Origin of the sequence: Mycolicibacter sinensis (assembly GCF_001667375.1) — a bacterium.
Classification (GTDB): domain Bacteria; phylum Actinomycetota; class Actinomycetes; order Mycobacteriales; family Mycobacteriaceae; genus Mycobacterium; species Mycobacterium sinense_A.
The window spans coordinates 178,772-205,009 of sequence record NZ_LZIN01000019.1; the positions used below are offsets into that span (position 1 = coordinate 178,772).

Genomic DNA, 26,238 nt, shown 5'->3' on the forward strand with positions numbered 1-26,238 from the left:
TCAGGAGAAGTCGAACTTTTCCAGCAGCGCCTTGCGCTGCCGGTCGCCCAGGCCGCGCAACCGGCGGGTGGGGGCGATCTCCAGCTCAGTCATGATCTCCTGCGCCTTGACCTTGCCGACCTTCGGCAACGCCTCCAGCAGCGCAGAGACCTTCATCTTGCCCAAGACCTCGTCGGTCTCGGCATCCTTGAGCACCTGCTTGAGGTTGGTGCCGCCACGCTTCAGCCGGTCCTTGAGCTCTGCTCGGGCCCGACGCGCGGCCGCCGCCTTCTCCAACGCGGCGGCGCGCTGCTCGTCGGTCAACTGGGGAAGGGCCACGATTCCTCCGTCTCGTCATCATCGACAACGCCGATGTTTTCCTTGTCTCGGCCGGGTACTCCCGCCAGAGACGACGACCGTACCCACGCCGTCTGACGAAATCTAACCCCACCCCCCGCTTCCGGCTACAAATGCCCAGCGTGCGGCGGCTGAGCACGGCAGTCCGACCGGAGCCGCCGGTGACTATGCGCCCGGGTCCACCGCAACCGCTCACACCCGGGCGGGGACCGGAAAAACCACGTGTGAGCTGGGGTTTCACCTGGGGGCGGCGGGCCGGACGGGCGACCCCGCCGGGCCCCTTCCGGCGCTTGGGAGACCGGTAGGACCCCGGCAGCATTGAATTCGCACTTCACGGCGTGTCGGGCGTGTCGAAGCTGTTCCGATGACGTCCGAGCGGGCAGGACCGGCGTTCGCACCGCGGGCCGCTGCGCGGCTACCTACCGCTGCGCCACGTCCGGTCGAACGGTAGCCGCCAGGCGTGCGGCGCGATGAGCTGGTGGACGGCGTTGGGCCCCCAGGAGCCGATGTCGTAGCAGCGTACCGGCGGCGGATCGTCCAGCAACGGCGCCGAGACCTGCCACAGCCGCTCGATGCCCTGCGCGTGCGTGTAGAGCGTGCGGTCGCCGCGCATCGCGTCCAGGATCAACCGCTCATAGGCTTCGAGCACATCGCCGGCGGTCTCGGTGTCGGCCATCTGGAACTGCATGCTGTGCTTGTCCAGCTTCATTCCCGGTCCGGGACGCTTGCCGTAAAACGACAGCGACAGCTTCGCCTGGTCCGCCAAGTCGAAGGTGAGGTGGTCCGGGCCGTGCGCTCCGACCCCCGAGCCGGCCGGGAACATGCTCCGGGGCGGCTCGCGGAAGGCGATCGAGATGATCCGCTGACCCTCGGCCAGGCATTTGCCGGTGCGCAGGTAGAACGGCACCCCCGCCCAGCGCCAGTTGTCGATCTCGCACTTGAGTGCGACGAATGTCTCGGTGTCCGAGTCCGGCGCCACCCCCGGCTCGTCGCGGTAGCCGCGGTACTGGCCGCGGACCACGTTGTGCGGATCCAGCGGCACCATGGACCGGAAGACCTTGTTCTTCTCCACGCTGATCGCATCGGAGGCCAGCTCTGTCGGCGCCTCCATCGCGACGAACGCCAGCACCTGGAACAAATGGGTGACCACCATGTCCTTGAACGCGCCGGTCGGCTCGTAGAAGGCGGCCCGGCCCTCCAGGGACAGCTTCTCCGGGATGTCGATCTGGATGTGGTCGATGAAGGTGCGGTTCCAAATGGGTTCGAACAGGCCGTTGGCGAACCGGAACGCCAGAATGTTCTGCGCCGCCTCCTTGCCGAGGAAATGGTCGATGCGGAAGATCTGCGATTCGTCGAAGGTCTGGTGGATCGAGGCGTTGAGTTCGACCGCACTGTCCAGGTCGGTGCCGAAGGGTTTCTCCATGACGACCGCCGCGCCGTCGACCAGGTTCGCCTGCTCCAGCATCCGGATCGCCGGGATCGCCGCTGACGGCGGAACACTCAGGTAGTGCAGCAGCTGCGGCTCCTGGCCGCCGGGGAGGTCGAGCTGTGCCGCTTGCGAGCGCACCGCCGCTGCCAGCGCCTCGGGCCCGCCGTGCTGCGGCACATAGGTCAGGTTCTGCGCCCAGTTCTGGCTCTCGTCCGGCGAAGCCGCACCGTGCGACGACTGTTCGCATGCGGCGACCGCGATCTTGCGGAAGGCGCCGTCGTCCAGGTCGTCGAGCGAGGTGCCGACGATGCGCAGCTGAGGCGCCAGCTTGGACCGCGACAGGTGAAACAGGCCCGGGAGCAGCTTGCGGCGGGCCAAATCGCCGGTGGCGCCGAACAACACCACCACGTGCGGTGCCGCGTCGGGTGCGGCGTGGTCAGAACTGCGCATCTTCTCCCCCGTCAGTTCGCCGGCAGGAATTCGCCTGCCACGAACGACCTACCGGGCTTTTTTCTGGTGGTGCCCATCGTTTCATCCTGGTCTTGCTAGCGCGGGTTTCTCCGGATAACCGGGCATAGCCTGAAGGGAAAAGCGCGGCTGACAGCCTGGTCACAGCTTACCTTCGAGTTTTCCTGAGACTCGTATCTCCTACTGCCGGTTAATGTTTCACAGTGACCAGACGTTGCGTTCACAGCCGCTTCGAGGGTTCGATCGATTACCTTCGAGCAAGATCGGCCGATGCGGAGCCGCGTCGCCCCAGTACCTGATGCGCAGCGGCGGGTCACCGAATCGGTGGCCCGCCGCTGGATTTTCGGCTCGCTAACCTGCCAGATACGCAACGGCGTCGCGGAGCCGTTCCCCGGCCGCACGCAGCGCCCCGACGTCGGGGCCGGCGCGCAGCACCTCGCGGGAGACCGCGGGCAGCAGGGTGCCCCAAGCGGCCCCGCCGAGTCCGGCCAGCTGCTCGGGGCGTCCGCCCTGCGCCCCGATGCCCGGCACCAGCACCGGGCCGCCCAACCTACTCAGATCGGGCACCTGCCGCAGCGTTGCGCCGACCACCACCCCGACCGAGCCCGGCTCGCTGCCGGCCGCCCGGTTGGCTTCACCCGCGGCGTCGATGATCGACTGCGCCACACTGCGGCCGCCGGTCAGGGCGCGCTGCACACCGGCCCCCTCCGGGTTGGAGGTGGCGGCCAGCACGAAAACGCCCCGCCGATGGGCGGCGGCGGTATCCAGCAGCGGGGCCAGCGAGCCGAAGCCCAGGTACGGCGAGGCGGTCACCGCATCGGCGGCCAGCGGTGACTCACCGGCCCAGGCGGCTGCGTAGGCGGCCATCGTCGAGCCGATGTCACCGCGCTTGGCGTCGGCCAGCACCAGCACGCCGGCCTCGCGCAGCGCCGCGATCGTGCGCTCCAGCACCGCGTAACCGGCCGAGCCGTAGGCCTCGAAGAACGCCACCTGCGGTTTGACGACGGCGAAGCCGGCGAACGCCGCGACGCAGGTCTCGCTGAATGCCGCCAGCCCGTCCGGTGTCGAGGCCAGGCCCCAGGCGCTCAGCAGTTCCGGGTGCGGGTCGATGCCCAGGCACAGCGGTCCGCGGGTCGCGGTCGCCTCGGCCAGCCGGGCGCCGAAACCCCCGCCGGCCACTAGTGCCCGCCGAGCGTGCTGTGCAGCTCCTGCAGCGAACGCACCCCGATATCGCCGCGGATTCCGGCTTCGATACCCTGCACCGCCGCGGCCGCACCCTGGACGGTAGTCACGCAGGGGATGTTGACGCTCACCGCGGCCGCGCGGATCTCGTAGCCGTCCACGCGCGGTCCGGAGTTGCCGTAGGGGGTGTTGATCACCAGGTCGACCTCACCGGCCCGGATCACGTCCACCGCCGACGGCGACGGACCGCTTCCACTGGCTTCCTCGAAGTGCTTGCGCACCACCTCGCAGGGAATCCCGTTGCGGCGCAGCATCTCCGCGGTCCCCTCGGTCGCCAGGACTCGGAAGCCCAAATCCGCCAGTCGTTTGACCGGGAACACCAGCGAACGCTTGTCGTGGTTGGCCACCGACACGAAAACCGTGCCGTCGACGGGCAGCGAGCCGTAGGCGGCGGTCTGGCTCTTGGCGAACGCGGTGCCGAAGTCGCGGTCGATGCCCATCACCTCGCCGGTGGATTTCATCTCGGGGCCGAGCAGCGAGTCGATGCCGGATCCGTCCGCGCGGCGGAAGCGGTGGAAGGGCAGCACCGCCTCCTTGACCGCGATCGGGGCGTGCGGGCCGACGCTGGCGCCGTCACCGGAGGCCGCCAGCAGGCCCTCGGCGCGCAGCTCGGCGATGGTGGCGCCCAGCATGACCCGCGCGCAGGCCTTGGCCAGCGGCACCGCGGTGGCCTTGGACACGAACGGGACCGTGCGACTGGCCCGCGGATTGGCCTCCAGCACATAGAGCACGTCGTCTTTGAGGGCGAACTGCACGTTGAGCAGCCCCACCACCCCGACGCCATGGGCGATGGCCTCGGTGGCGCTGCGCACCTTCTCGATGTCGCTGCGGCCCAGTGTCACCGGCGGCAGGGCGCACGCCGAGTCGCCGGAGTGGATGCCGGCCTCCTCGATGTGCTCCATGACCCCGCCGATGTAGACCTCGACGCCGTCGCACAGGGCGTCGACGTCGATCTCGATGGCGTCTTCCAGGAACCGGTCGACCAGCACCGGATGTTCCGGTGTCAGCAATGCCGCCCGGGTGATGTAGCCGCGCAGCGTCTCCTCGTCGTAGACGATCTCCATGCCGCGCCCGCCCAGCACGTACGACGGCCGGACCAGCACCGGGTAGCCGATGTCGGCGGCGATCCTTCTGGCCTGCTCGAAAGTGGTGGCGGTGCCGTAGCGCGGCGCCGGCAGCCCGGCGGCTGCCAGCACGTCGCCGAAGGCGCCGCGGTCCTCGGCCAGGTCGATGGCCTCCGGGCTGGTGCCCACGATGGGCACCCCGGCATCGGCCAGCCGCTGGGCCAGCCGCAAGGGTGTCTGCCCGCCCAGTTGCACGATGACGCCGACCACCCCGGGGCCGCCCTGGCCGGACTGCTGTTCGGCGTAGTACACCTCGAGCACGTCCTCGAACGTCAGCGGTTCGAAGTAGAGCCGGTCGGCGGTGTCGTAGTCGGTGGAGACCGTTTCGGGGTTGCAGTTGACCATCACGGTCTCGAACCCGGCCTCGCTCAAGGTGATCGCGGCGTGCACACAGCTGTAGTCGAACTCGATGCCCTGACCGATCCGGTTCGGGCCAGAGCCCAGGATGAGCACCTTGGGTTTGGTGTCCTGGGACGCCACCTCGGTCTCGGCGGCCGGGTCGAGCTCGAAAGTGCTGTAGTGATACGGCGTTTGGGATTCGAACTCCGCCGCGCAGGTGTCGACGGTCTTGAAGACCGGGTGAATCCCCAGCCGGGACCGCAACAGCCGCACGCCGTCCTCGCCGGCCAGTTCGGGCCGCAGCGCGGCGATCTGATGATCGGACAGCCCGTTGTATTTGCAGCGCCGCAGCAGATCCGCGTCCAGCACCGCGGTGTCGACGACCTCGGCGCGCAGCGCCACCAGGCCGTTGATCTGCTCGACGAACCACGGGTCCACCCCGGAGGCCTCGGCGACCTGCTCGACGCTGGCGCCCAGTCGCAGCGCCAGCTCGATGTCGTAGAGCCGGCCCTCGGTGGGCGTGCGCAGCCGGGCCAGCGCATCGTGGGCCGTGCCGTCCGGGTCGGGCTGGGTCCAGAACCCGGCCCGATCGGTCTCCAGCGACCGCATCACCTTGCCGAGTGACTCGATGAAGTTGCGGCCCAACGACATCGCTTCGCCCACTGACTTCATCGTGGTGGTCAACCGCGGGTCGGCGCCGGGGAACTTCTCGAACGCGAAGCGCGGGGCCTTGACCACGACGTAGTCCAGTGCCGGCTCGAAACAGGCCGGGGTCTTTCCGGTGATGTCGTTGAGGATCTCGTCGAGGGTGTAGCCGATGGCGAGCTTGGCGGCGATCTTGGCGATCGGGAAGCCGGTGGCCTTGGACGCCAGCGCGCTCGACCGGGACACCCGCGGGTTCATCTCGATCACGATGAGCCGGCCGTCTTTCGGGTCCACCGCGAACTGGATGTTGCAGCCGCCGGTGTCCACCCCGACCTCGCGCAGAATCGCGATGCCCAGGTCCCGCATCGTCTGGTATTCCCGGTCGGTCAGCGTCATCGCCGGGGCGACGGTCACCGAGTCACCGGTATGCACGCCCATCGGGTCGACGTTCTCGATCGAGCAGACCACGACGACGTTGTCGTTGCCGTCGCGCATCAGCTCGAGCTCGAATTCCTTCCACCCGTAGATGGATTCCTCGATCAGCACGTTGGCCGTCGGTGAGGCCGCCAACCCGTCGCCGGCCATCCGGGCCACCTCCTCGAGGCTGGCCGCCAGCCCGGAACCCAACCCGCCCATGGTGAAAGAGGGCCGCACCACGACGGGCAGACCCAGTTCGGCGACGGTCTCCTCAACCTCGGCCATGGTGTAGCAGACTCGGGAGCGGGCCGATTCGCCGCCGACGCGGGCGACGATGTCCTTGAACTGCTGGCGGTCCTCGCCGCGCTGAATGGCATCGAAGTCGGCACCGATCAGCTCGACGCCGTAGCGTTCCAGCACCCCCTGCTCGTGCAGCGCCACGGCGGTGTTCAGCGCGGTCTGCCCGCCCAGGGTGGCCAGCAGCGCGTCGACCTTGTTGCCGCGTTCGGCCTGCTGGGCGAGCACCTTCTCGACGAACTCCCAAGTGATGGGCTCGACATAGGTGTTATCGGCGTACTCCGGGTCGGTCATGATCGTCGCCGGATTGGAGTTGACCAGGCTCACCTGCAGGCCCTCTGCCTTGAGCACCCGGCACGCCTGGGTGCCGGAGTAGTCGAACTCGCAGGCCTGGCCGATCACGATCGGCCCGGAGCCGATCACCAGCACGTGGTGCAGGTCGGTACGGCGCGGCATTACTTCTCTCCTGCCATCAGGTCGACGAACTGGTCGAACAGGTATTCCGCGTCGTGCGGTCCGGCCGCGGCCTCCGGGTGGTACTGCACCGAGAAAGCCCGGCCGTCAGCCAGTTTCACGCCCTCGACGACCCCGTCGTTGGCGCAGGTGTGGCTTACCACCGCCGCACCGAAATCGGTGTCGAAGCGCTGGCCTGCTTCACCCTCCAAGGCGAAGCCGTGGTTCTGCGCGGTCACCGCCACCCGGCCGGTGGCGTGGTCGATCACCGGGATGTTGATGCCCCGGTGACCGAAGACCATCTTGTAGGTGTTCAAACCCAGGGCCCGGCCCAGGATCTGGTTGCCGAAACAGATTCCGAACAGCGGGATCCCGGCGCCCAGGACTTCGCGGGTCACCGCGACCACGTGGTCGGCGGTGGCCGGGTCACCGGGGCCGTTGGACAAGAACACCCCGTCGGGCTTCAGCGCGGCGATCGCAGCGAAGTCCACCGACGACGGCAGCACATGGCTGCGGATCCCGCGCCGGGCGAAGTTACGCGGTGTGTTGGTCTTGATGCCCAGATCCAGTGCGGCGACGGTGAACCGGTGTGACCCATCGGGCTCCACGACGTACTCGGTGTCGGTACTGACCTGCCCGGCGAGGTCGGCGCCGAGCATCGACGGCTGCTCTCGCACCCGGCTCACCAACTCCTCGGGCGTTGCCAGCGCGTCACCGGAGAACACCCCGGCTTTCATCGTGCCGTGGTTGCGCAGGTGGCGCACCACGGTGCGGGTGTCGATCCCGGCCACCCCGACGATGTCCTGGCGCACCAGTTCGTCTTCCAGGGTGCCGCTGGCGCGCCAGTTCGAGGCCAGCGGCGACGGGTCGCGGACCACGTAGCCGGCCACCCAGATCTTGTCGTCGCGGCTCTCACCGTCCTCGCGGTTCCACCCGGTGTTACCGATCTGCGGGGCGGTGGCCACCACGATCTGGCGGTGGTAGCTGGGGTCGGTCAGCGTCTCCTGGTAGCCGGACATGCCGGTGGAGAACACCGCCTCGCCCAGGCTCTGGCCCACGGCTCCGAACGGCCTTCCGGTGAAGATCCGGCCGTCCTCGAGGACCAGGGCGGCACGCGCGTTGCTCATCGGTCTCCGTCCTCATCGGTTCGTTCAGCATCGTCGCCGGTGCCCAGCCAGCGGCGGTGGTCGGTACGGTCGTCGGCACGGAAGCCGGTGTCCATCTCGGTGCCCGACGGCAGTCGCCAGCGGATCGCCAGCACGCCGTCGTAGGGTCGGGTGGGCAAGGAAGGAATCGTGCGGCCGGCGATGCCGCGTTCCGTGCGGACCGCGACCACCGAGTCCTGCGGAATCCAGATCGGCCGGGCGCCACTGCGCTGCACCATGATTCCCTCCGGGTAACGGGTCAGCACCGCCTTGGTGCGATAACCAAGGTCACCGACCACCACCCGGTCGTTCCACTTCGGCGCCAAGGTGCAGCCCAGATACAGGCCGCGGGTCGGGGCGACGGTGGGCGGTCCTACGGTGTCGGGCACCGGCGGCAGCGTGCCGATCAAGGCCTCCTGCAACTGGCCGCGGTGCCGCCAGCCGCGCATCATCAACCGGATCACCAATCCGATCAGCACCACCAGCACGAACGCGAAGATCAGCGAGGCGACCATCGTCGGGGTGTTCATGCCGGACACTTCCCATCCCGGGCGGTCACCCGGCCACGCAGCAGCGTCGCGGTGACGGTGGCGGGAAGGGTCATCGCCTCATACGGGGTGTTGGCCGAGCGGCTGGCCAGCTGCTCGCCGGTCACCACCCAACTCGCTTGCGCGTCCACCACCGTCAGGTTGGCCGGCTCGCCCACCTCCAGCGGCCGGCCCTGATCGGGCAGGCCGACGATCTCCGCGGGCCGCTCGCTCATCACCCGAGCCACGTCGCGCCAGGTCAGCAGACCCGGCTCGACCATGGTGGTCACCACCACCGACAGGGCAGTCTGCAGCCCGAGCATCCCGGGCCGGGCGGCGGCGAACTCGCAGGTCTTCTCGTGATCGGCATGCGGGGCGTGGTCGGTGGCCACGCAGTCGATGACACCGTCGGCCAAGGCCTGACGCAGCGCGGCCGCGTCGGAGGCCTCACGTAGCGGCGGGTTGACCCGGTTGCGCCCGTCGTAGTCGGCCAGCCGGCTGTCGTCAAGCATCAGATGATGCGGGGTGACTTCGGCGGTCACCGAGATTCCTTGCGCTTTCGCCCATTTGAGGAGCTCTACGGTGCCGGCGGTGGACGCGTGGCAGATGTGCAGGCGAGCACCGGCGTCGCGGGCCAGCAGGGCGTCGCGGGCCACGATCGACTCCTCGGCGACGCGCGGCCAGCCGGACAGTCCCAGCCGGGCGGCGTTGGGCCCCTCGTGGGCGACCGAGCCGACGGTCAGCCGGGGTTCCTCGGCATGCTGGGCGATCAGCACGCCCAGGCCGGTGGCGTACTCCAGGGCGCGGCGCATCACCAGCGGATCGGCCACGCAGACACCGTCGTCGGAGAACATCCGTACCCCCGCGGCGCCGGCGGCCATCATGCCCATCTCGGTCAGCTGGGTGCCACCGAGTCCGACGGTGACGGCGCCGACCGGGTGCACATCGACCAGGCCGATCTGCTGACCGCGCGCCCAGACATGGTCGGTGACCACCGGGGAGTCGGCCACCGGCGTGGTGTTGGCCATCGCGAACACCGCGGTGTAGCCACCCAGAGCCGCTGCCACCGAGCCGGTTTCGATGTCCTCGGTGTATTCGCGACCCGGTTCCCGCAGGTGGGTGTGCAGGTCCACGAATCCGGGCAGCAGCACCTGACCGGGTGCGTCGATAACGTCACAACCGGCCGGTGCAGCCAGGGCGGCACCGATCTCGGCGATCTGGCCGTCTTGCACCAGCACGTCGACGGGGGCGCCTTCGCCATAGCACCGCACCCCGCGGATCAGCACGCTCACAACTCCACCTCCCCAGACGACGCCGCCGACCCCGCGGATTCGCTGCCCACCAGCAGATGGAACAGCACCGCCATTCGCACGTGCACGCCGTTGGAAACCTGTTGCAGCACCGCAGATTGTGACGAGTCCGCCACCGACGAGGCAATTTCCATGCCGCGCAGCATCGGACCGGGGTGCAACACCACTGCGTCGTCGGCTAACATCGTCCGGCGCTTCTCCGAGAGCCCGTAACGCACCGAATACTCGCGCGTCGACGGGAAGAAGCCGCCGGTCATCCGCTCGGCCTGCACCCGCAGCATCAGCACCGCGTCGGCAGCGGGCAGCTCAGCGTCGAAGTCGTAGCTCACGGTCACCGGCCAGTCGGCCACCCCGACCGGCAGCAGCGTCGGCGGGGCGACCAGCACCACCTCGGCGCCGAGGGTGGCCAGCAGTTGCACGTTGGAGCGGGCCACTCGGCTGTGCACGATGTCGCCGACGATCACCACCCGCCGGCCCTCGATGCCGCCTAGCCGCTGGCGCAGGGTCAGCGCGTCCAGCAGGGCCTGGGTCGGGTGTTCGTGGGTGCCGTCGCCGGCGTTGATCACCGACGGGCCGGTTTCCTCGGCGCCCGTGGTCCACTCGGCGAGCAGGTGTGCCGCCCCCGAGGACGGGTGCCGGATGATGAGCGCGTCGGCGCCGGCGGCGCGCAACGTGAAAGCGGTGTCGCGCAGCGACTCTCCTTTGTTCACCGAGGATCCCGACGCGGACACGTTGATCACGTCGGCGCTCATCCACTTGCCGGCGACCTCGAACGAGACCCGGGTGCGGGTGGAGTTCTCGTAGAACATAGTGATCACGGTGCGTCCGCGCAGGGTGGGCAGCTTCTTGACCTCGCGCCCGACCAGGGCTTCGGCGAACCGGTCGGCGTCGTCGAGGATCGCGGTGGCCTGATCAAGGCTCAGGTCGCCGGCGGCCAGCAGGTGCCGGGCGGTCATCGGGTGATCACCACCTGATCGCGGCCGTCGTGTTCGGCCAGCAGCACGTGCACGCTCTCGCCGCGCGCGGTCGGGACGTTCTTGCCGACATAGTCGGCGCGCACCGGCAGTTCGCGGTGGCCGCGGTCGACCAGCACCGCCAGCTGCACGATCCGGGGCCGGCCCACGTCGCGCAGCGCATCGAGGGCGGCCCGCACCGACCGGCCGGCGTAAAGCACATCGTCGACCAGGATCACCAGTGCGTCGTCGATGCCGCCGGCCGGGATGGAAGTGGTCTCCAGGGGCCGCGGTGGCTGGCGCATCAGATCGTCGCGGTAGAGGGTGATGTCCAGGGCGCCGTGGCCGATGTCGACCCCGCAGAATTCGCTGATCTTGGCGGCCAGCCGAGCGGCCAGCGTTACTCCGCGGGTCGGGATGCCCAGCAGCACCACCTTCGGCGCGTCGGAGCCGTCAAGAGCGGTCTTCTCGATGATCTGGTGCGCGATACGCGAAATAGTGCGATTCACATCCGCCGAGGACATCAACTCTCGGTCGGTGCTGGAATTACCGGCAGCGCCCATGGGAAACCGCTGGACCTCCTTCTCCGCCTCGCGGGACGGATCGTTAAAGGATGTCGAACTGCCGGGTAGCCTAGCACCCGCCGCGTCCCTGGCCCGCGCGAGCTTCGTCAGTTTCCGATCGGGACGAATCCGCTGCCCGGTCCGTCGCCGGCGTTGACGTCATCGAGGATCGCGCTGGCCTTTGTCAGGTATGTAACCGCCCGAGGAGGGGTGTACCTGCCGCCCCAGACGATGCCGCCGGCGTCGACCATGCCGACCAGCAGGCCGTCCATGGTTACCGGGGCTCCGACATCGCCCGCCTCAAATTGCCCCCACATCTGCATGCGCGGCCAGCCGTCGCTTCTTATGCCATCGCAGATGCCTGGGGTGGCGGGCCCGTATTTGCAGACGAGCGAATTGAACTCCGGGTCTGGACCGATGCCGTTGATCACGGTGCCGCCGTAGTCGGACACCGGGATGAGATCGGGCGCGTCGAACTTGATCACCGCGTAGCGAAGGTCGCCGTTGACGGCCACCACGGTGCCCACGGTGGAGTCTCTTCCCGCGACTGCGACGGCTGCCCCTGGCCCGCCGCACTGCGCTCCGGTGAAGCCCACCACGTCACCGGCCCGGTCGCGTCCGATGGTGGTCAAGGTGCAGTAGTTGTTGCCGTCGACGACGATCACCGCCCCACCGCCCAAGATCACCATGGCAGCCGCGGGAGGGGCGACCGGCAGCACGACACAGAGGAGCAGTACGAGCACAGCGGTGAGCCGCCAACGAGCGATCTGCACGGCGCCGCTCCATTCGCTTCGGCTGTTCGGTCAGCCGACCGGGTTCGGGGCGGACGCGCCATCAACTCCAGGCGTTCCTGGCGTTCCGTCGGCACCGCCGTTGCCGCCGTTGCCGCCGGGGTGCTGGGAATTCCATCCGCCGTTGCCGCCGTCGCCTCCGGCGCCGTTGCCCTCGGGGCCGACCTGGCCGCCGTTTCCGCCGTTGCCACCGCTGCCGCCCGGGGCGCCGAGCGGGTTGGAGCCGCCGTTGCCACCATTGCCGCCGACGCCTCCGACTCCGCCGTCGGCGCTTCCGCCGGTCCCGCCGGTTCCGCCGGTCCCGCCCAGGCCATCGGACCCATTTGGAGATGCAGCTCCAATGCCGCCGTTGCCGCCGTTGCCGCCGTCACCACCCTGTCCTGCGGTGCCGGCACCGCCGCCGCCACCACCTCCCCCGCCGGCGTGCATCGAGCCGGCGGTGCTGTTGCCTTCTCCGCCCCGGCCACCCGTGCCGCCGACGCCCCCGTCGCTGACGCCGCCGTTGCCGCCGGCACCACCGTTGCCGCCATGACCGGTGGCCCCCAAGCCGGCGCCGCCGCCTATGCCGCCCGCACCACCATGGCTGGCGGCCCCGCCATCAGTGCCATCTCCACCGTTGCCGCCGATGCCGCCGTCGCCACCGTTACGGCCGCCAGTCAGAGGGCTGGTCATGCCGCCGGCGCCACCGTTGCCCCCGGCCCCGGCGACGCTGCCGGCACCGCTGGCCTCACCACCACCACCGCCGTTGCCGCCCGCTCCACCATCCCGGCTGTTGCCCAGAGCGCTGCCGAGGCCGCCGCTACCACCGTTCCCTCCATTACCCGCGGTGCTGTCGATGCCGCTGGCCGCGCCGCCGGTACCGCCGTTACCGCCGACGCCGCCGTCGCGGCCGCTACCCAGGGCACTGCCGGGGCCTCCGATACCGCCGTCACCGCCATTACCGGCGGTGCTGCCGACACCCTGGGCCGAGCCACCATTGCCGCCGGTGCCACCGACGCCACCATCGCGGCCGCCACCCGAGGCGCTGCCGGCGCCGCCTTGGCCACCGACACCACCATTGCCGGCGGTACTGCCGTCGCCGATGGCTGCGCCGCCATTGCCACCGTTGCCGCCGGTGCCGCCGTCAATGTTTCCGAGGCCGGCGGAGAACCCACCCCTACCGCCATTGCCGCCGTTACCAGCGATGCTGTCGGCGCCGGTGGCAGCACCGCCGTTGCCACCATTGCCGCCGGCGCCGGCGTCTCTGGTCAGCCAATAGCCTGACTGACTGCTCATGCCGCCGTCCCCGCCGGCACCGCCGGTGCTGCCGACACCGTCAGCGCTGCCGCCGTTGCCACCGTTTCCGCCATTGCCGCCGGCAGTACCGATCGCATAGATCCCCGGGGCGCGACCGCTGGCTCCACCGTTGCCGCCGGCACCACCGGTTCCGCCGTCGCCCACCGAGGCACCGCCGTTGCCACCGTTGCCGCCATCGCCGTTGGTGCTGAACAACATTCCGCTACGGCCACCGGCGCCGCCGTTGCCGCCGTCGCCCGCGTGCAGCCCATCCAGACCGGTCCCGCCGTTACCGCCGGCGCCACCGTTGCCGATCCAGTTCCCAGCCCCGCCGGCACCGCCGTCGGCCCCGGCGCCGCCGTCACCTCCCGCGCCGCCGTTGCCCAGCCAGCCGCCGGCACCGCCGGCGCCGCCCGCAACGCCGTCCTCCGTGCTGCTCCAGCCGGTGCCGCCGTCACCGAAGATCCAGCCGCCATTGCCGCCATCAACATCAGTTTCAGTGCCATCGACGCCGTTGCAGATCAGGCCACAAGAGCCCCCGAAAGCAAACAGTGGGTTGATGAAGTCGCTGAGCTGTCCACCGGACGGGCTGTCGATCCAGTCCTGCATCGCAGCATGCAGCGGCAGATAGAAGTCGTTCTGGAACCAGTCGGCGAATTCAGTATCGACGGCCGCGCCGGGTAGGTCATCGCCGGCGAACAACGACGCGAGGTCGAGCGTCGAAGCCGGGTCCGGCCCGTCCCAGTACCCAGGGTCGAACAGGGTGCCCCACGCGGTCGGGTCCAGCAGGTCGGCCATAAAATCATCGAAGTCGGCGTGGGCTGTCGGCGCCAATCCGAACGCCGCCAACGCCCCGACGGATGCTCCCGCAGCAGCCACTCGCCGAGCCGACGCGGACCCATTCACCTTAAGCCAACCTGAGATCTTCACGCCGCTTTCCTATCACGGAAGTGAGGCCACTGCATTTCGAGCGCCGGCCCGGTGCCCGTACACGGCGGGCGTGGCGACCGGGAACACGCCCGCGCGCGGGGAAAGTGAGCACCGCTAGCCTGGGCCGGGTGAATCTCGACCCGAACCAGGCGTCCCTCCGGGAGGCCTGCGACGCCGGCCTGCTCGCCGGGGTGGTGACGCTGGTGTGGCAGCGCGGGCAGGTGCTGCAAGTCAATGAGATCGGCTACCGCGATGTCGGGGCCCGCCTTCCGATGTCCCGCGACACGGTGTTCCGGATCGCCTCGATGACCAAACCGATCACCGTCGCCACCGCCATGACCCTGGTCGATGAAGGCCGGCTGCGCCTGACCGACCCGGTCGCCCACTGGCTGCCGGAGTTCGCCGCGCCAAGCGTCCTGATCGACCGGGCCGGGCCGCTGGATCGGACTACTCCGGCCCAGCGAGCGCTCACCATCGAGGATCTGATGACGCACCGCTGCGGGATCGGCTACGGATTCTCGGTGTCCGGCCCGATCGCGCGTGAGTATCAGCGGCTGCCGTTCGGGCGCGGTCCGGAGGCCTGGCTGGCGGCGCTGGCCGCGCTGCCGTTGGTGGATCAGCCCGGCGAGCGGGTGACCTACGGGCACGGCATCGACGTGCTGGGTGTGGTGCTGTCCCGGATCGAGGGCAAGCCGCTGCCGCAGGTGCTCGACGAGCGGATCCTGGGACCGCTGGGGATGGCCGGCACCGGGTTCTGCGTCTCCCCGGAGCTCCGCGGGCGCAGCGCCACCATGTACCGCCTCGACGGCGACACGCTGCGCGACGACGCGATGGGTCCGATGCCGATCACCATGCCGGCGTTTCCCAACGCCGGGGGCGGGCTGATGTCCACCGCCGACGACTACCTGGCTTTCGCGCGAATGTTGCTGGCGGACGGCGTGTTCGACGGCACCCGGGTGATTTCGGCGGAATCGGCGCGAGCGATGCGCACCGACCGGCTCACCGACACCCAGAAACGACACCCGTTTCTGGGCGCGCCGTTCTGGGTCGGCCGCGGCTTCGGACTCAATCTGTCGGTGGTGACCGATCCGGCCAAGTCACAGCCGCTGTTCGGGCCGGGCGGCGCGGGGGCGTTCAGCTGGCCGGGCGCCTACGGCACCTGGTGGCAGGCCGATCCGGCCGCGGACCTGATCCTGCTGTACCTGATTCAGAACGCACCGACGTTGTCCACCGAGTCGGCCGCGGCCGTCGCGGGCAACACCTCGGTCGCCAAACTGCGGGTCGCGCAACCGAAGTTCGTGCGCCGAACCTACCGCGCGCTGGGTTTGTGACCCTGACCTAGCTTACGGTCAGCCGCGTTCCCGGCCTGCCGGCCGCGAGTCGGAATTTCACGACGCGACACGCCCATGTCATGTCGTCAGATTCCGACTGGGCATCCCATTTCCGAGCGACAACAAGTGGCTCGTCCACGCCCCCGCAGTTGTCGCTCAGAGGCGGGCAACTCTCGTATTCCTCTGAGCCGACCTGAGCCCGGGCGAGTTCTGGGCTAGCGGCTCTCCCCCGCGAGCTGCCGGCCCGCCAGGTGTGCCCGCTCCAGGGCGGCCTCGCGCAGCTGCGTCCGCTCCTCGGCGGTCCATCGAGTCGTCGGCTCGAACACCAGGGTCTCGACCCGGTAGCCCAGCATGGTGAACACGTACTCCAGGTAGGGCCGCTGAAAATCCTGCAGATCGTGGCGGCTGCCGTCATAGGCGCTGGAGCGGGTCAAGATGAGCTGGACCGGTTTGCCGTCGCCCAACGTGCCCACGTGCTCACCATGTTCGTTGACCGTGAAGCTGGCCATCGGTTGGACAATGACGTCGATCCACGCCTTCAAGGCATGCGGCACATGCCAATTCCACATCGGCGAGGACACCACCAGCCGGTCGAACGACCGTACCCGCTCGATCTCAGCCAACACGTTCGACCAGATCTGGTTCTGCTCGGGTGTACGTCGTTCGCCGTAGAGCGGTGCGAACTTGGCAAGAGCGGCCTCCCGCCCGAACATGACCATCTCGTCGGTCCACACCGAGAACCGTTCGACGTCGCCGACCGCGGCGGCGGGCGCGGCGTCCAGGAACGCCCGGGCCAGCGACGACGACAGCGAGTGTTCTTGCTTGGGACTGGCCTCCACCCAGAGAGTCTTCATGACGGACATCAGATCATCGAGATCGGCGAGACCTTCACGCCGACCTCCAGCGCGCCGGCCAGCTCACGCGCCACGTCGTAGTCGAAGACGACGTGACCGCAGATGATGTCGACGTCACGTTTGATCCGTTGCAGCGGGTTGTCGACGAAATGCACGCTCGCCCCGGAAGCTTCGAGCAGATCGGCGATCACCGCGCGGGATTCGTGCACGATATGCGCGGCTGCGGCGCGCGCTTCGGCCCGAACCGCTCGGCCGATCCGTTCGCCACGGTCGACCGCTTCCTGAAACCGGGCCACGGTGATATCGCGCAGCCCGCGCAGCGCGCTCAACCGCACCCGTGCGTCACCGAGGCGGATCTGCGCGGCGGGCTGATTCTTCTGTGCCGCACCGGAATACGCCAGTACGCGCTCCCCGAGCCGCTGAGCGTAGAGGTCGGCGACCCGTTCGGCCGAGCCCAGCGCGGGCATCGCGGCCACCAGTGCCAGCGCCGGGACCATCGGCCACCGGTAGGCCGAGGCGTCGTGCAGGGCGGCTCCCGGCGCGGTCCCGGAGTAGATGTCGACGACTTTGACCAGCCGGTGCTGCGGTACCCAGACATCCTCGACGACGACGTCGTTGGAACCGGTCGCCCGCATTCCCGCGGTGTGCCATACGTCCTCGATGCGAATATCGGATGCCGGCAGCAGCACCAGCGCCGGGTACGGCGCGTCCTCAGTCCCGCAGATCGCGCCGACCAGAGTCCAGTCGGCATCGGCCACCCCGGTGGCCCAGGACCACCGCCCGGAAAGCCGGATCCCGTCGCCGTCGGGGGTGCCGCGGCCGGTCGGCGCCAACGGCGCGGGACACAGCACCGGCCCGGAGGCGAAGACTTCGTCCTGCGCCCGCTCGCCGAAGAGCGCGAGCATCCAGTTGTGCAGGGTGTAGAACCCCAGCGTCCAGGCACTGGATGCGCAGCCGTGCGCCATGCGGCGGATCGGGTCGAGAATCTCCGGAAACTCCGCCTGCTGCCCGCCGTAGCGGGCCGGTAGCAGCAGACCGGCCAGCCCGGAGCGCCGGTAGTCCTCGATGGTGGCGGTCGGCAGCCGGCGCAGTTCCTCGGCTGCCGCGGCGCGTTCGGCCAAGCGCTCGATGAACTCCGCGGTCGGCGCCGTCGTCATCCCCGGACCCTACCATACCTTTTAGTATGGAAATCAGTGCCGCAGCATGACGTCCAGGAACTGTTCGCGGCGACCCACGGCGCGCGGGCTGGGCCGAGATCCGGACAGGTGCAGGAACCCGATGCCGGCGGCGAACGTGGCGTTGGCGCGCATGTCGGACTCCTCGGTATCGAAGCCCTCATCGACAAAGACCTGTCGAACCGCCTTGAGCACCCGGCGATCCGACGCGCGCACCGCCTCGGCGACGGCGTCCTCCGAGCGGGCCCATTCGCGCATCGCGCGTTCCAGCATCCAGTGCCGCGGCCCGACCAGCGAGGTCATCATCCGCGAGAGCCGTTCGCGCGGAGGCAGCACCGACAGCGCATCGAAGTCCCCGCGGTCCTCGTCGCGGACCGCGGCCCAGGTGTCGACCAGCACCTGCCGGTAGGTCTTCATATCGGCGAAGTGCCAGTAGAAACTGCCCTTGGTGACTCGCAGGCGTCGGCAGAGCCGGTCGATGGTCAGGGCTTTGAGCCCGTCCTCGGCCAGAATGCCGAACCCGGCCTGCACCCAGTCCTGCACGGACAGCCGCGGATTGGCGGACTCTTCGGCCATGCCGAGTCAGGGTACTGACCCGGCCCGTGCTGCACAGGAGTTTCCCAGTTGCCGATCACCTAGACGTCGGTGTGCAAGCCCGCTTCCTGCAGTGCGCGACGCGCGTAGGCGCGCACATCGGCGTCACTGTCCTTCACCGCGATGCTCAACGCGTCGCGGGCAGCGACGTCCGCTGCGGCCCAGCGTGTCAGCCCCAGCACCGCGGCTTTGCGGACGTCGAGGTGAGGGTCACCGAGAGCCGCGCTCAGGCGTGGCACCGCCACCGTGGCGTGCGACCCGCCCATCGCCCGTACCGCACCCACCCGCACCTGCCACGCCGACTCGACCAGTGCCGGTTCCACCGCGGCGAGATCTGCTTGACCACAACCCACGTCGCCCAGAGCGGCCAGTGCTGCGGCGCGCACCAGCGGATCCGGGTCACCGATCAGCCGACGGAGGGTCTCGCCCCCGGCCCGCAATGTCGCGCACGCGTTGGCGACCGCGATCCGCACCTCCCGGTTGCCGTCACCGGCGGCGGTGGCCACCGCCGACGCGTCGTCGACCGAGACCAGCGCACGCACCGCCTCGATGCGCACCCGATGGTCCGGATCGGCCAACGCACGGCGATATCGCGCTGGGTCACCGACGCGCCGGCTGGCTAACAGATACACCACGCAGGCGCGCACCACCGGATCACCGGAGTCCAGCTGAGCGCTCGCCGCCGCCGGATCGGCCACCACTTCGACCAGTTCCCGCACACCGTCGGCGGCGCTGCGCCGCACGGCGGCGTCCTCGTCGGCGAGCGCGTCGAACAATGCGGATTCGTATCCCTCCGCGGTGTGTTCGGTCAGGGCGGCCACCGCGGTGCGACGCACCCCGGGGTCGGGATCGCCGAGGAAATCGGCGAGTTCGGCCAGCGTCGGTTCCTCCAGGGCGACGACGGCCGCGATCCGCGGCGACGGCGGGTGCGAGGCGCCCGGCGAGGTGACCCGCGACCGTGCGGTCGACGGCGCCTGGCCGCCCAGCAGCGGCGGCTGCGACACCGGGTGCACCGCCTGGTCGGCCGGCGGCAGCCCGTCGAACTCGGGCACCTCGACGAAATACGGTGCAACCGGGCGTTTGAGGAATTCCATTGCGCCGTCGGCACCTTTTCGCACATTGAGGTGATAGCCCCACTGCGAGTCGTCGCGGCCGGGCAGATCGGCCCGCTCGTGGTAAAGGCCCCAGCGCGATTCGGTGCGCGTCAGCGACGTCCGGGCCGCCAGCTCGGCGCAGTCCCGGATGAACGACACCTCGACCGCGCGCATCAACTCATGCGGGCTGCGGGCGCCCATCTCGGCGATTTCGGTGCGCATCCGCTCGAAGGTATGCACCGCCAGCGACAGTTTGGCGGCGGTCTTGGGCGGCGCCACATAGTCGTTGACGAACCGGCGCAGCTTGTACTCCACCTGCGGCTGCGGCGGGCCGTCGGGGTGGCGCAGCGGGCGGTAGATCAGCTCGTGCGCCTCGGCGAGCTGGTCGGCCGGAAGCCCCTGCGGGGCCGCGGTATCGGCCAACGTGGACGCCGCGTGCGCGCCGGCCAGGTCGCCGAACACGAAGGCGCCGATCATGTAGTTGTGCGGCACGCAGGCGAGATCGCCCGCCGCGTACAGCCCGGGCACGGTGGTGCGGGCGTGCTCGTCGACCCACACTCCCGATGCGGAATGCCCAGAGCACAACCCGATCTCGGAAATGTGCATCTCCACGTCGTGGGTGCGGTAGTCATGGCCGCGATTGGCGTGGAAGGTCCCGCGGGTGGGCCGCTCGGTGGTGTGCAGAATGTTCTCCAGCGCCGAGAGCGTCTCATCGGAAAGGTGCGACACCTTGAGGTAGATCGGGCCGCGCGCGGAGTCGATCTCCGATTTGACCTCGGCCATCATCTGGCCGGACCAGTAGTCGGAGTCCACGAAGCGCTCCCCCAGCGCATTGACCTGGTAGCCGCCGAACGGGTTGGCCACATACGCGCAGGCCGGTCCGTTGTAGTCCTTGATCAGCGGGTTGACCTGGAAGCATTCGATGCCGGACAGCTCGGCACCGGCGTGGTAGGCCATCGAATAGCCGTCGCCGGCGTTGGTCGGGTTCTCGTAGGTGCCATACAGGTAGCCCGAGGCCGGTAGGCCCAGCCGGCCGCACGGCCCGGTGGCCAGCACCACCGCCTTGGCTCCTACCGCGACGAATTCGCCGGTGCGGGTGTGCAATGCGGCCGCCCCGACCGCACGGCCACCGTGGGTGAGCACCCGTACCGGCATCAACCGGTTCTCGATGCGGATCTTCTCGCGCATCGTACGTTGCCGCAGGACGCGGTAGAGCGCCTTCTTGACGTCCTTGCCTTCGGGCATCGGCAACACGTAGGAACCGGAGCGGTGCACCCGGCGCACTGCGTACTCGCCGTGTTCGTCCTTCTCGAACTTCACGCCGTAGCGTTCCAGCCGCTGCACCATGGCGAAGCCGCGGGTGGCGGTCTGGTACACGGTGCGCTGGTTGACGATTCCGTCGTTGGCGCGGGTGATCTCGGCGACATAGTCTTCGGGTTCGGCCTTGCCGGGGATGACCGCGTTGTTGACGCCGTCCATGCCCATCGCCAACGCGCCGGAGTGGCGCACATGGGCCTTTTCCAGCAGCAGCACCCGGGCGCCGTGCTCGGCGGCGGTCAGGGCGGCCATGGTGCCGGCGGTGCCGCCGCCGATTACCAGCACATCGCAGTCCAGCCGCAGCGGCCGTGCGGCATCAGGTATCGCAGTCATGAATAGTCCAATGCGGCAAGCAGTTCGGCGCGCAGGTTGGGTTCGGTTCGGCCGCTGCGCGGTTCGGGGACGTTGACCAGGGCTCGCAGCGGCTGCCCGGCGCGGCCCAGCACCGCCACCCGATCGCCGAGCGCCAGCGCCTCGTCGACGTCGTGGGTGACGAACACGATCGTGGTCGGGTGGGTGCGCCAGGTGCCGATCAGCAGCGCCTGCATGGCGGCGCGAGTCGCGCTGTCCAGCGCCCCGAACGGCTCGTCCATCATCACCGCGCGTGGCGCGCCGGCCAGCCCGCGGGCCAACTGGACCCGTTGGCGCATCCCGCCGGAGAGGCTTTTGGGCAGATAGCCGCCGAACCCGTCCAGCCCCAGCTCGGCGATCCAGCGCTCAGCCTGGGCCCGCCGCCCGGTGCGGGGCACACCGCGCAGCCGCAACGCCAGCTCGATGTTGGACCGCACCGAACGCCAGGGCAGCAATGCGTTGTCCTGGAAGACCACACCACGGTCACCCGAGGTGGTGCTCACCAAGGCGTCGTCGGCCAGCACCTGTCCGCGCTCGGGTGCCAGCAGCCCGGCCAGGGCGCGCAGCACCGTCGACTTGCCGCATCCGGACGGTCCGGTCAGCACCAGGATCTCGCCGGGGCGCACGGCCAGGCTCAGCTCGTCGATCACCGGGGAACCGGTGTAGGACAGCCGGACCCGGTCCAGGGTCAGACTCATGCCGGACGTCATCGCGCGTTCTCCTCACTCCGGGGCAACCAGCGGGTCAGCCGGCGTCCGACCACCTCCACCGCCGCCGAGGTGGCGAAGCCCAGCACACCGATGGTGATGATCCCGACGAACACATCCGGGTAGGCCAGCACGGTGTAGGCCTGCCAGGTGCGATACCCGATACCGAGGCGGCCGGAGATCATCTCTGCGGAGATCACACAGATCCACGACACCCCCATCCCGACCGACAGACCGCCGAACATGCCCGGCAGAATCCCCGGAACCACCACCTGGCTCAACACATCCCAACGCCGGCCGCCCAGGGTGCGGACCGAGTCCTCCCACAGCGTCGGCAGCGCGCGCACCGCGTGGCGGGTGCTGACCAGGATCGGGAAGAACGCGGCCAGGAACGTGATGAACACGATGCCCTGCTCGCTGGCCGGAAACAGCAGGATCGCCACCGGAACCAAAGCGATCGCCGGGATGGGCCGGACCAGTTCGGTGAGCGGTCCAACCACGTCGGCCGCTACCCGGGAGCGGCCCAGCAGGATGCCGGTGGCCAACCCGGCCGCCGCGGCCAGCCCGAAGCCGGTGAGGATCCGGATCAGCGACTGCGCCAGGTCCAACCAGTACACGTCCGTGCCCAGCCGGCGGACCAGAGTCGTGAAGATCTCGTCGACGGTGGGCAGGGTGTCGAATCGCAGCCACCACCGCACGTCGGCGGCGGTCAGCAACTGCCACAAGCCGATTGCGGCGGCCACCGAGGTCAGCCGCAGCAGCCAGGACCGCCGGGCCGAGCGCGGCCGGTGTGGTGCCGCGTCGGCCGGGACCGTCGCCGCGGGGGCACCGGCACCGGCGATGACCGCGGTCATGCCGCGCCCGCCAGGGCCTGCTGGTAGTCCAGCACGACGGCGCCGGGGTGCGCGGCGAGGTAGCGTTGCGCGCCCGCGGTGGTGTCGAACGGGAGGTAGCGCCCACCATCGCGGACCCACGCGGACTTGTCGGCGAACCAGCGGGTTCCCAACTCGGCATCGTGGATGTAGGCCGCCCGGACGTGGTCGCCGCGGGCGTTCGCGGCCCGCGCTGCCTCGAGCAGCGCGGTCGGATCGGCAACCGTCACAGTGGTGTCCGATTTCTGCAGCCAGAGCTCGCCACCGGTCGTCGGGGGTGTGTCGAGGGCGGCGACCGCCTTGTCGTAGTCGACTTTTCGCTCGGCGAACGCCGCACGCAGCGGCTCGTCGGAGACGAAGCCGTCCACGTCGAGGTCGGCGAAGTCGCCGATCGACTTCAGGTAGGGCACGTCGTTCTTCAACGCCTCCACCAGTGCCGGCTTGAGGGTGGTGTCGAACGACGTTCCGCCCGGCCCGTTGTAGAGGTAGACGACCTCTTGCGGCAGCCCGCTGTCCGCGGCGACGATCCGGGCAGCCTCCAACGGTTTGCGGTTGAGGAATTCGGTGGCGTCAAACTGAGCCTGCAGAAACGCGCCGAGCACTTCGGGGTGGTTCTGCGCGTAGGCGCGACGCACCACCACCCCGTGCAGGGTCGGATAATTGAGCTCGGCACCGTCGTAGAGAAGTTTCGCCCGGCCCTGATAGACCAGTAGTCCGGGCCAAGCCACGAACTGGGACAGACCCTGCACCTGACCGGATTCCAGCGACGAGGCGCCGACCTGGGGTTGCTGGTTGAGCACCTCGACGTGGGCGCCGGTGCCGGCCAGGGCACGCAGCAGGGTGCCATGCCCGGCTGATCCCACGCTGGCCGAGACCTTGGCCCCCGCCAGGTCCGTCAGTGTGTCGGCCGGTGAATCCGGTGCCACCACCACCATGTTCAGCGCGCCGGCGGGGTGGTAGCCGGTCACCGAGACCAGCTGGGTGCGGGCCTGCGCATTGGTCTGGGTCCTGACCCCGTTGACGAGCATCGGGTAGTCGCCCATCGAGCCGATGTCGATCTTCTCGGCGAGCATCTGCGCGGTGATCGGTGCGCCGGTGTCGTAGTCCTGCCATTCCACCCGGTATTTGGTGCCGGTGCGCGCGGTGATGTCGGCGAGCCGGTGCTCCAGGTAGCCGCGGGCGCGCAGCAAGGTTCCGGCGGTCGCGGTGTTGATGGTCTTGGACTGGTAGCCCACCACCACGTCGACGGAATCACCCGGGGCGGTGGAGTCCAGCGAGCAGCCAGCCGCGATGACGGCGGTGAAAGCCAGTGCGATCACGGTTCTCTTCATGTAACACCTTGGTGGTCAGTGCATTCAGCGGAGGAGGTAGGGCATATTGACGGTGACCGCACCGGTAGGGCACCGGGCGGCGCACGGTCCGCAGTACCAGCACTCGTCGACGTGCATGAAGGCCTTGCCGTTGTCCGGGTTGATCGCCAACGAATCCAGCGGGCAGATGTCGACGCACAGCGTGCAGCCCTCGATGCACAGCGACTCGTCGATGGTCACCGGAACGTCGGACCGGCCGTTGATCAGCGTCATGGAGTGCTCCTTGTCAGGTTGCCGCGCATGGTGACCCGGTCACCGCGCATCCGGATATATTCGAGGTCGACGGGCCTGCCGTCGGCCAGGCTGGTGAGGCGCTCCAGCATCAGCAGCGCCGCGCCGTCGGGAATCTGCAGCAGTGCCGCCGAGTGCGGGTCCGCCGGAATCGCCTCCAGCGCCAGGCCGGCGGCTCCGAGATGCTGGCCGCTGATCCGCTCGAGCAGCGGGAAGACATCGTTGGTCTCCAGCGGGTGGGCCAGCACGGCGGCGCCGATATCGGGTGCCAGATAGGTCTGATCCAGGCTCAGCGGCACGTCATCGAGGTAACGCAGCCGTTCGATGAACACCACCTGCGCGCCGGGGTCGAGCAAGAGCCGCCGGGCCACCGACGGAGGGGCCGACACCGTGGTGGCCACCCGCACTTCGTTGCGCACCTCTTGACCGTGGAAGGTCTCCTGCAGGCCGAGCAGTGCGTCCAGGCCATGATCCAATTTGTGCTGCGCCACACGAGTGCCGGTTCTGGGTCCCCGGTGAATCAGCCCTTCGGCCTTCAGGACGGCCAGTGCCTCACGAATGATGTTGCGGGAGGCGGCGAATTCGGCGGCCAGCTCCGGTTCCCCGGGCAGACCGTCGTCGTAGGCACCGCCGTGGATCTGGTGGCGCAGGACGTCGGCGACCTGCCGCGCCCGGTCCGCGCGGCGGATCGGCTGTGCTGCGAGTCGGGCTTCGGCCATGCAGACACGCTAAGGGTGCCGCGCCGGTCACGGCAGCACAGCGAATCCTGCTGATCAGCGGGCTGATTCATTACGCCACCAGGCAACACCCGACTGCCAGCGGAAACCGGTCGCCGCATCGGCATTGCGCCGCAGCGGCGCCGTCGGGCCGGTTAACAATCGTGGTGAGGCGAACCGCTGCCGGGAGCTTGCGCATACCGCGCCAGGGCTTCTGGGGTGAACACGGCCAGCCCCAGCTCGGGGTTGTAGCCGTGGATCTCCTTGATGTCGATTTCGGCCAGGAAATACAGGATGTCCTTGGAGATCACCTGTCCGGGGACCAACACCGGGAAGCCGGGCGGATACGGCACCACGAAGGTGGTCGACACCAGAGCCTTGCCGTCGGCGACCCGGCGGCCGGCGTCCCCGAGCAGCACATGCTCGCGGTCGGACTCCTCGTAGCCGCCGTAGAACGCCGACCGCATATCCCCGAAAGGGCTTGCGGCGTCGGGCCGAAACGCGTGATCGAACTCGCTGAAGTCGGGCAGCGGCGGCAGATCCTCGGTGATCTCGACGATTCGGCGCTGCTGCAGCGCACGATCGTCGGTGCTGGCCGCATTCCAGACCCGGTCCAGGTCGATAGCGACCCGGCGCAGGGCGTCGAGCAGGTAGTGCACGGACGACCAGGTGACGCCGATGGTGAAGATCAGCAGCACCGAGTTGATCGAGGTCTTGTTGATCTGAATTCCGAATCTGTTCATGAGGATCTTCTCGCGGAAGTCGTAGCCGCTCATGCCGGTCTTGCCGACGAACAAGGTGACCCTGGTCGGGTCGAGCACGAACTCGTCGGAACGCCAGGCCTCATTCCACTCCGCCAGTGCACCCTGGCGGACCTGCCGGTAGGAGCTGACCGTGGATGTCCGGAACCGGTCGGGCACCAGATCGTCCTCGTCGAGGATGCGAAACCACTTGCTGATCAGCCGGTCCTTGCGGACCCGGTGGCGAAACACCAGCGCCATGTCGTAGACCCGGCGCACCATGTGGAAGCCCTCGATGTCGACCTGCCGGCGGGCCAGGTCCAGCGATGCCAGCAGCTGCTGATTCGGCGAGGTGGAGGTGTGGGTCAGAAACGCCTCGGTGAACGATTCACGGGCCAGCGCGTTGAAATCCTGGTCCCGCACATGGATCATCGACGCCTGGCGCAGCGCCGACAGCGACTTGTGGGTGGAGTGGGTCGCATAGACCCGCACCCGCGCCGAGGGTTCCGGCAGCAGACGGTGCTCGCTCCACTGGTCCCGGTCGACGCCCGCCCAGCCCGCGCCCCCGCCGCCCCCCGCGGCGGCCCCCGCCCCCCGCCCCCCCCTTGCCCCCGCCCCCCCCGCGCCCGCCCCCCCCTTGCC

General features: G+C 69.3%; 21 protein-coding genes and 1 pseudogene. 1 reads left to right on the forward strand and 21 read right to left on the reverse strand.

The genetic code is table 11. The features are described 5' to 3' along the window. The 11 genes from mihF to A5771_RS23250 all read right to left on the reverse strand — a co-directional run bounded on the left by mihF (position 1) and on the right by A5771_RS23250 (position 14,193). A complete protein-coding gene (mihF, locus tag A5771_RS04155; protein WP_003932123.1) occupies positions 1-318 on the reverse strand; it encodes an integration host factor, actinobacterial type in 318 nt (105 codons plus the stop codon). A gap of 433 nt (positions 319-751) precedes the next feature. Continuing rightward, a complete protein-coding gene (gene zwf, locus A5771_RS04160; RefSeq protein ID WP_064853920.1) occupies positions 752-2,215 on the reverse strand; it encodes a glucose-6-phosphate dehydrogenase in 1,464 nt (487 codons plus the stop codon). Positions 2,216-2,584: 369 nt separating this feature from the next. Next, complete coding sequence (pyrF, locus tag A5771_RS04165) at positions 2,585-3,412, reverse strand: orotidine-5'-phosphate decarboxylase (RefSeq protein ID WP_064853921.1); 828 nt, start codon at positions 3,410-3,412, stop codon at positions 2,585-2,587. Then, on the reverse strand, positions 3,412-6,753 hold the full coding sequence (carB, locus tag A5771_RS04170; RefSeq protein WP_064853922.1) for a carbamoyl-phosphate synthase large subunit: 3,342 nt from the start codon (positions 6,751-6,753) through the stop codon (positions 3,412-3,414). The genes pyrF and carB overlap by 1 nt, the downstream gene beginning before the upstream one ends. Then, entirely contained in the window at positions 6,753-7,877 is a 1,125-nt protein-coding gene (gene carA / locus A5771_RS04175) for a glutamine-hydrolyzing carbamoyl-phosphate synthase small subunit (protein WP_064853923.1), read from the reverse strand. Before carA ends, carB begins: the two co-directional genes overlap by 1 nt. Beyond that, positions 7,874-8,425 (reverse strand): hypothetical protein, encoded by a 552-nt coding sequence (locus tag A5771_RS04180; RefSeq protein WP_064853924.1) that lies wholly within the window; start codon positions 8,423-8,425, stop codon positions 7,874-7,876. The genes carA and A5771_RS04180 overlap by 4 nt, the downstream gene beginning before the upstream one ends. Beyond that, positions 8,422-9,714, reverse strand: coding sequence for a dihydroorotase (locus tag A5771_RS04185; protein WP_064853925.1), 1,293 nt, complete (start codon positions 9,712-9,714; stop codon positions 8,422-8,424). Before A5771_RS04185 ends, A5771_RS04180 begins: the two co-directional genes overlap by 4 nt. After that, positions 9,711-10,688, reverse strand: a complete 978-nt coding sequence (locus A5771_RS04190; RefSeq protein WP_064853926.1) for an aspartate carbamoyltransferase catalytic subunit — start codon at positions 10,686-10,688, stop codon at positions 9,711-9,713. The genes A5771_RS04185 and A5771_RS04190 overlap by 4 nt, the downstream gene beginning before the upstream one ends. Next, positions 10,685-11,248 carry a bifunctional pyr operon transcriptional regulator/uracil phosphoribosyltransferase PyrR gene (pyrR, locus tag A5771_RS04195; RefSeq protein WP_064853927.1) on the reverse strand — a complete coding sequence of 188 codons (564 nt, stop codon included), beginning with the start codon at positions 11,246-11,248 and terminating at the stop codon, positions 10,685-10,687. Before pyrR ends, A5771_RS04190 begins: the two co-directional genes overlap by 4 nt. A gap of 107 nt (positions 11,249-11,355) precedes the next feature. Further along, positions 11,356-12,021, reverse strand: coding sequence for a hypothetical protein (locus tag A5771_RS04200; protein ID WP_064853928.1), 666 nt, complete (start codon positions 12,019-12,021; stop codon positions 11,356-11,358). 30 nt (positions 12,022-12,051) lie between these two features. After that, positions 12,052-14,193 (reverse strand): PGRS repeat-containing protein, encoded by a 2,142-nt coding sequence (locus tag A5771_RS23250; RefSeq protein ID WP_165612850.1) that lies wholly within the window; start codon positions 14,191-14,193, stop codon positions 12,052-12,054. Positions 14,194-14,372: 179 nt separating this feature from the next. Between A5771_RS23250 and A5771_RS04210 the strand changes: the two genes are divergently transcribed. Next, positions 14,373-15,575 (forward strand): serine hydrolase domain-containing protein, encoded by a 1,203-nt coding sequence (locus tag A5771_RS04210; RefSeq protein ID WP_064853930.1) that lies wholly within the window; start codon positions 14,373-14,375, stop codon positions 15,573-15,575. Between the two features lie 215 nt (positions 15,576-15,790). On the opposite strand, the gene A5771_RS04215 is transcribed toward A5771_RS04210, so the two are convergent. The 10 genes and pseudogenes from A5771_RS04215 to A5771_RS04260 form a co-directional block, all read right to left on the reverse strand. Next, a complete protein-coding gene (locus A5771_RS04215; protein WP_064853965.1) occupies positions 15,791-16,429 on the reverse strand; it encodes an NAD(P)H-dependent oxidoreductase in 639 nt (212 codons plus the stop codon). A gap of 8 nt (positions 16,430-16,437) precedes the next feature. After that, on the reverse strand, positions 16,438-17,586 hold the full coding sequence (locus A5771_RS04220) for an acyl-CoA dehydrogenase family protein (protein WP_064853931.1): 1,149 nt from the start codon (positions 17,584-17,586) through the stop codon (positions 16,438-16,440). A gap of 33 nt (positions 17,587-17,619) precedes the next feature. Next, complete coding sequence (locus tag A5771_RS04225; protein ID WP_064853932.1) at positions 17,620-18,180, reverse strand: TetR/AcrR family transcriptional regulator; 561 nt, start codon at positions 18,178-18,180, stop codon at positions 17,620-17,622. A gap of 59 nt (positions 18,181-18,239) precedes the next feature. Next, on the reverse strand, positions 18,240-20,942 hold the full coding sequence (locus A5771_RS04230; protein ID WP_064853933.1) for a fumarate reductase/succinate dehydrogenase flavoprotein subunit: 2,703 nt from the start codon (positions 20,940-20,942) through the stop codon (positions 18,240-18,242). Further along, positions 20,939-21,670 carry an ABC transporter ATP-binding protein gene (locus tag A5771_RS04235; protein WP_064853934.1) on the reverse strand — a complete coding sequence of 244 codons (732 nt, stop codon included), beginning with the start codon at positions 21,668-21,670 and terminating at the stop codon, positions 20,939-20,941. Before A5771_RS04235 ends, A5771_RS04230 begins: the two co-directional genes overlap by 4 nt. Beyond that, complete coding sequence (locus A5771_RS04240; protein WP_064853935.1) at positions 21,667-22,521, reverse strand: ABC transporter permease; 855 nt, start codon at positions 22,519-22,521, stop codon at positions 21,667-21,669. The genes A5771_RS04235 and A5771_RS04240 overlap by 4 nt, the downstream gene beginning before the upstream one ends. Next, positions 22,518-23,870, reverse strand: a complete 1,353-nt coding sequence (locus A5771_RS04245) for an ABC transporter substrate-binding protein (protein WP_064853936.1) — start codon at positions 23,868-23,870, stop codon at positions 22,518-22,520. The genes A5771_RS04240 and A5771_RS04245 overlap by 4 nt, the downstream gene beginning before the upstream one ends. A 24-nt stretch (positions 23,871-23,894) precedes the next feature. Further along, the gene (locus tag A5771_RS04250; RefSeq protein ID WP_064853937.1) at positions 23,895-24,122 is read right to left on the reverse strand and encodes a 4Fe-4S dicluster domain-containing protein; all 228 of its coding nucleotides are present in this window, start codon (positions 24,120-24,122) and stop codon (positions 23,895-23,897) included. Next, a complete protein-coding gene (locus A5771_RS04255) occupies positions 24,119-24,859 on the reverse strand; it encodes a GntR family transcriptional regulator (protein ID WP_064853938.1) in 741 nt (246 codons plus the stop codon). Before A5771_RS04255 ends, A5771_RS04250 begins: the two co-directional genes overlap by 4 nt. Before the next feature lie 152 nt (positions 24,860-25,011). Next, positions 25,012-26,238 (reverse strand): annotated as a pseudogene (locus A5771_RS04260) (aminotransferase class I/II-fold pyridoxal phosphate-dependent enzyme); the annotation flags it as partial.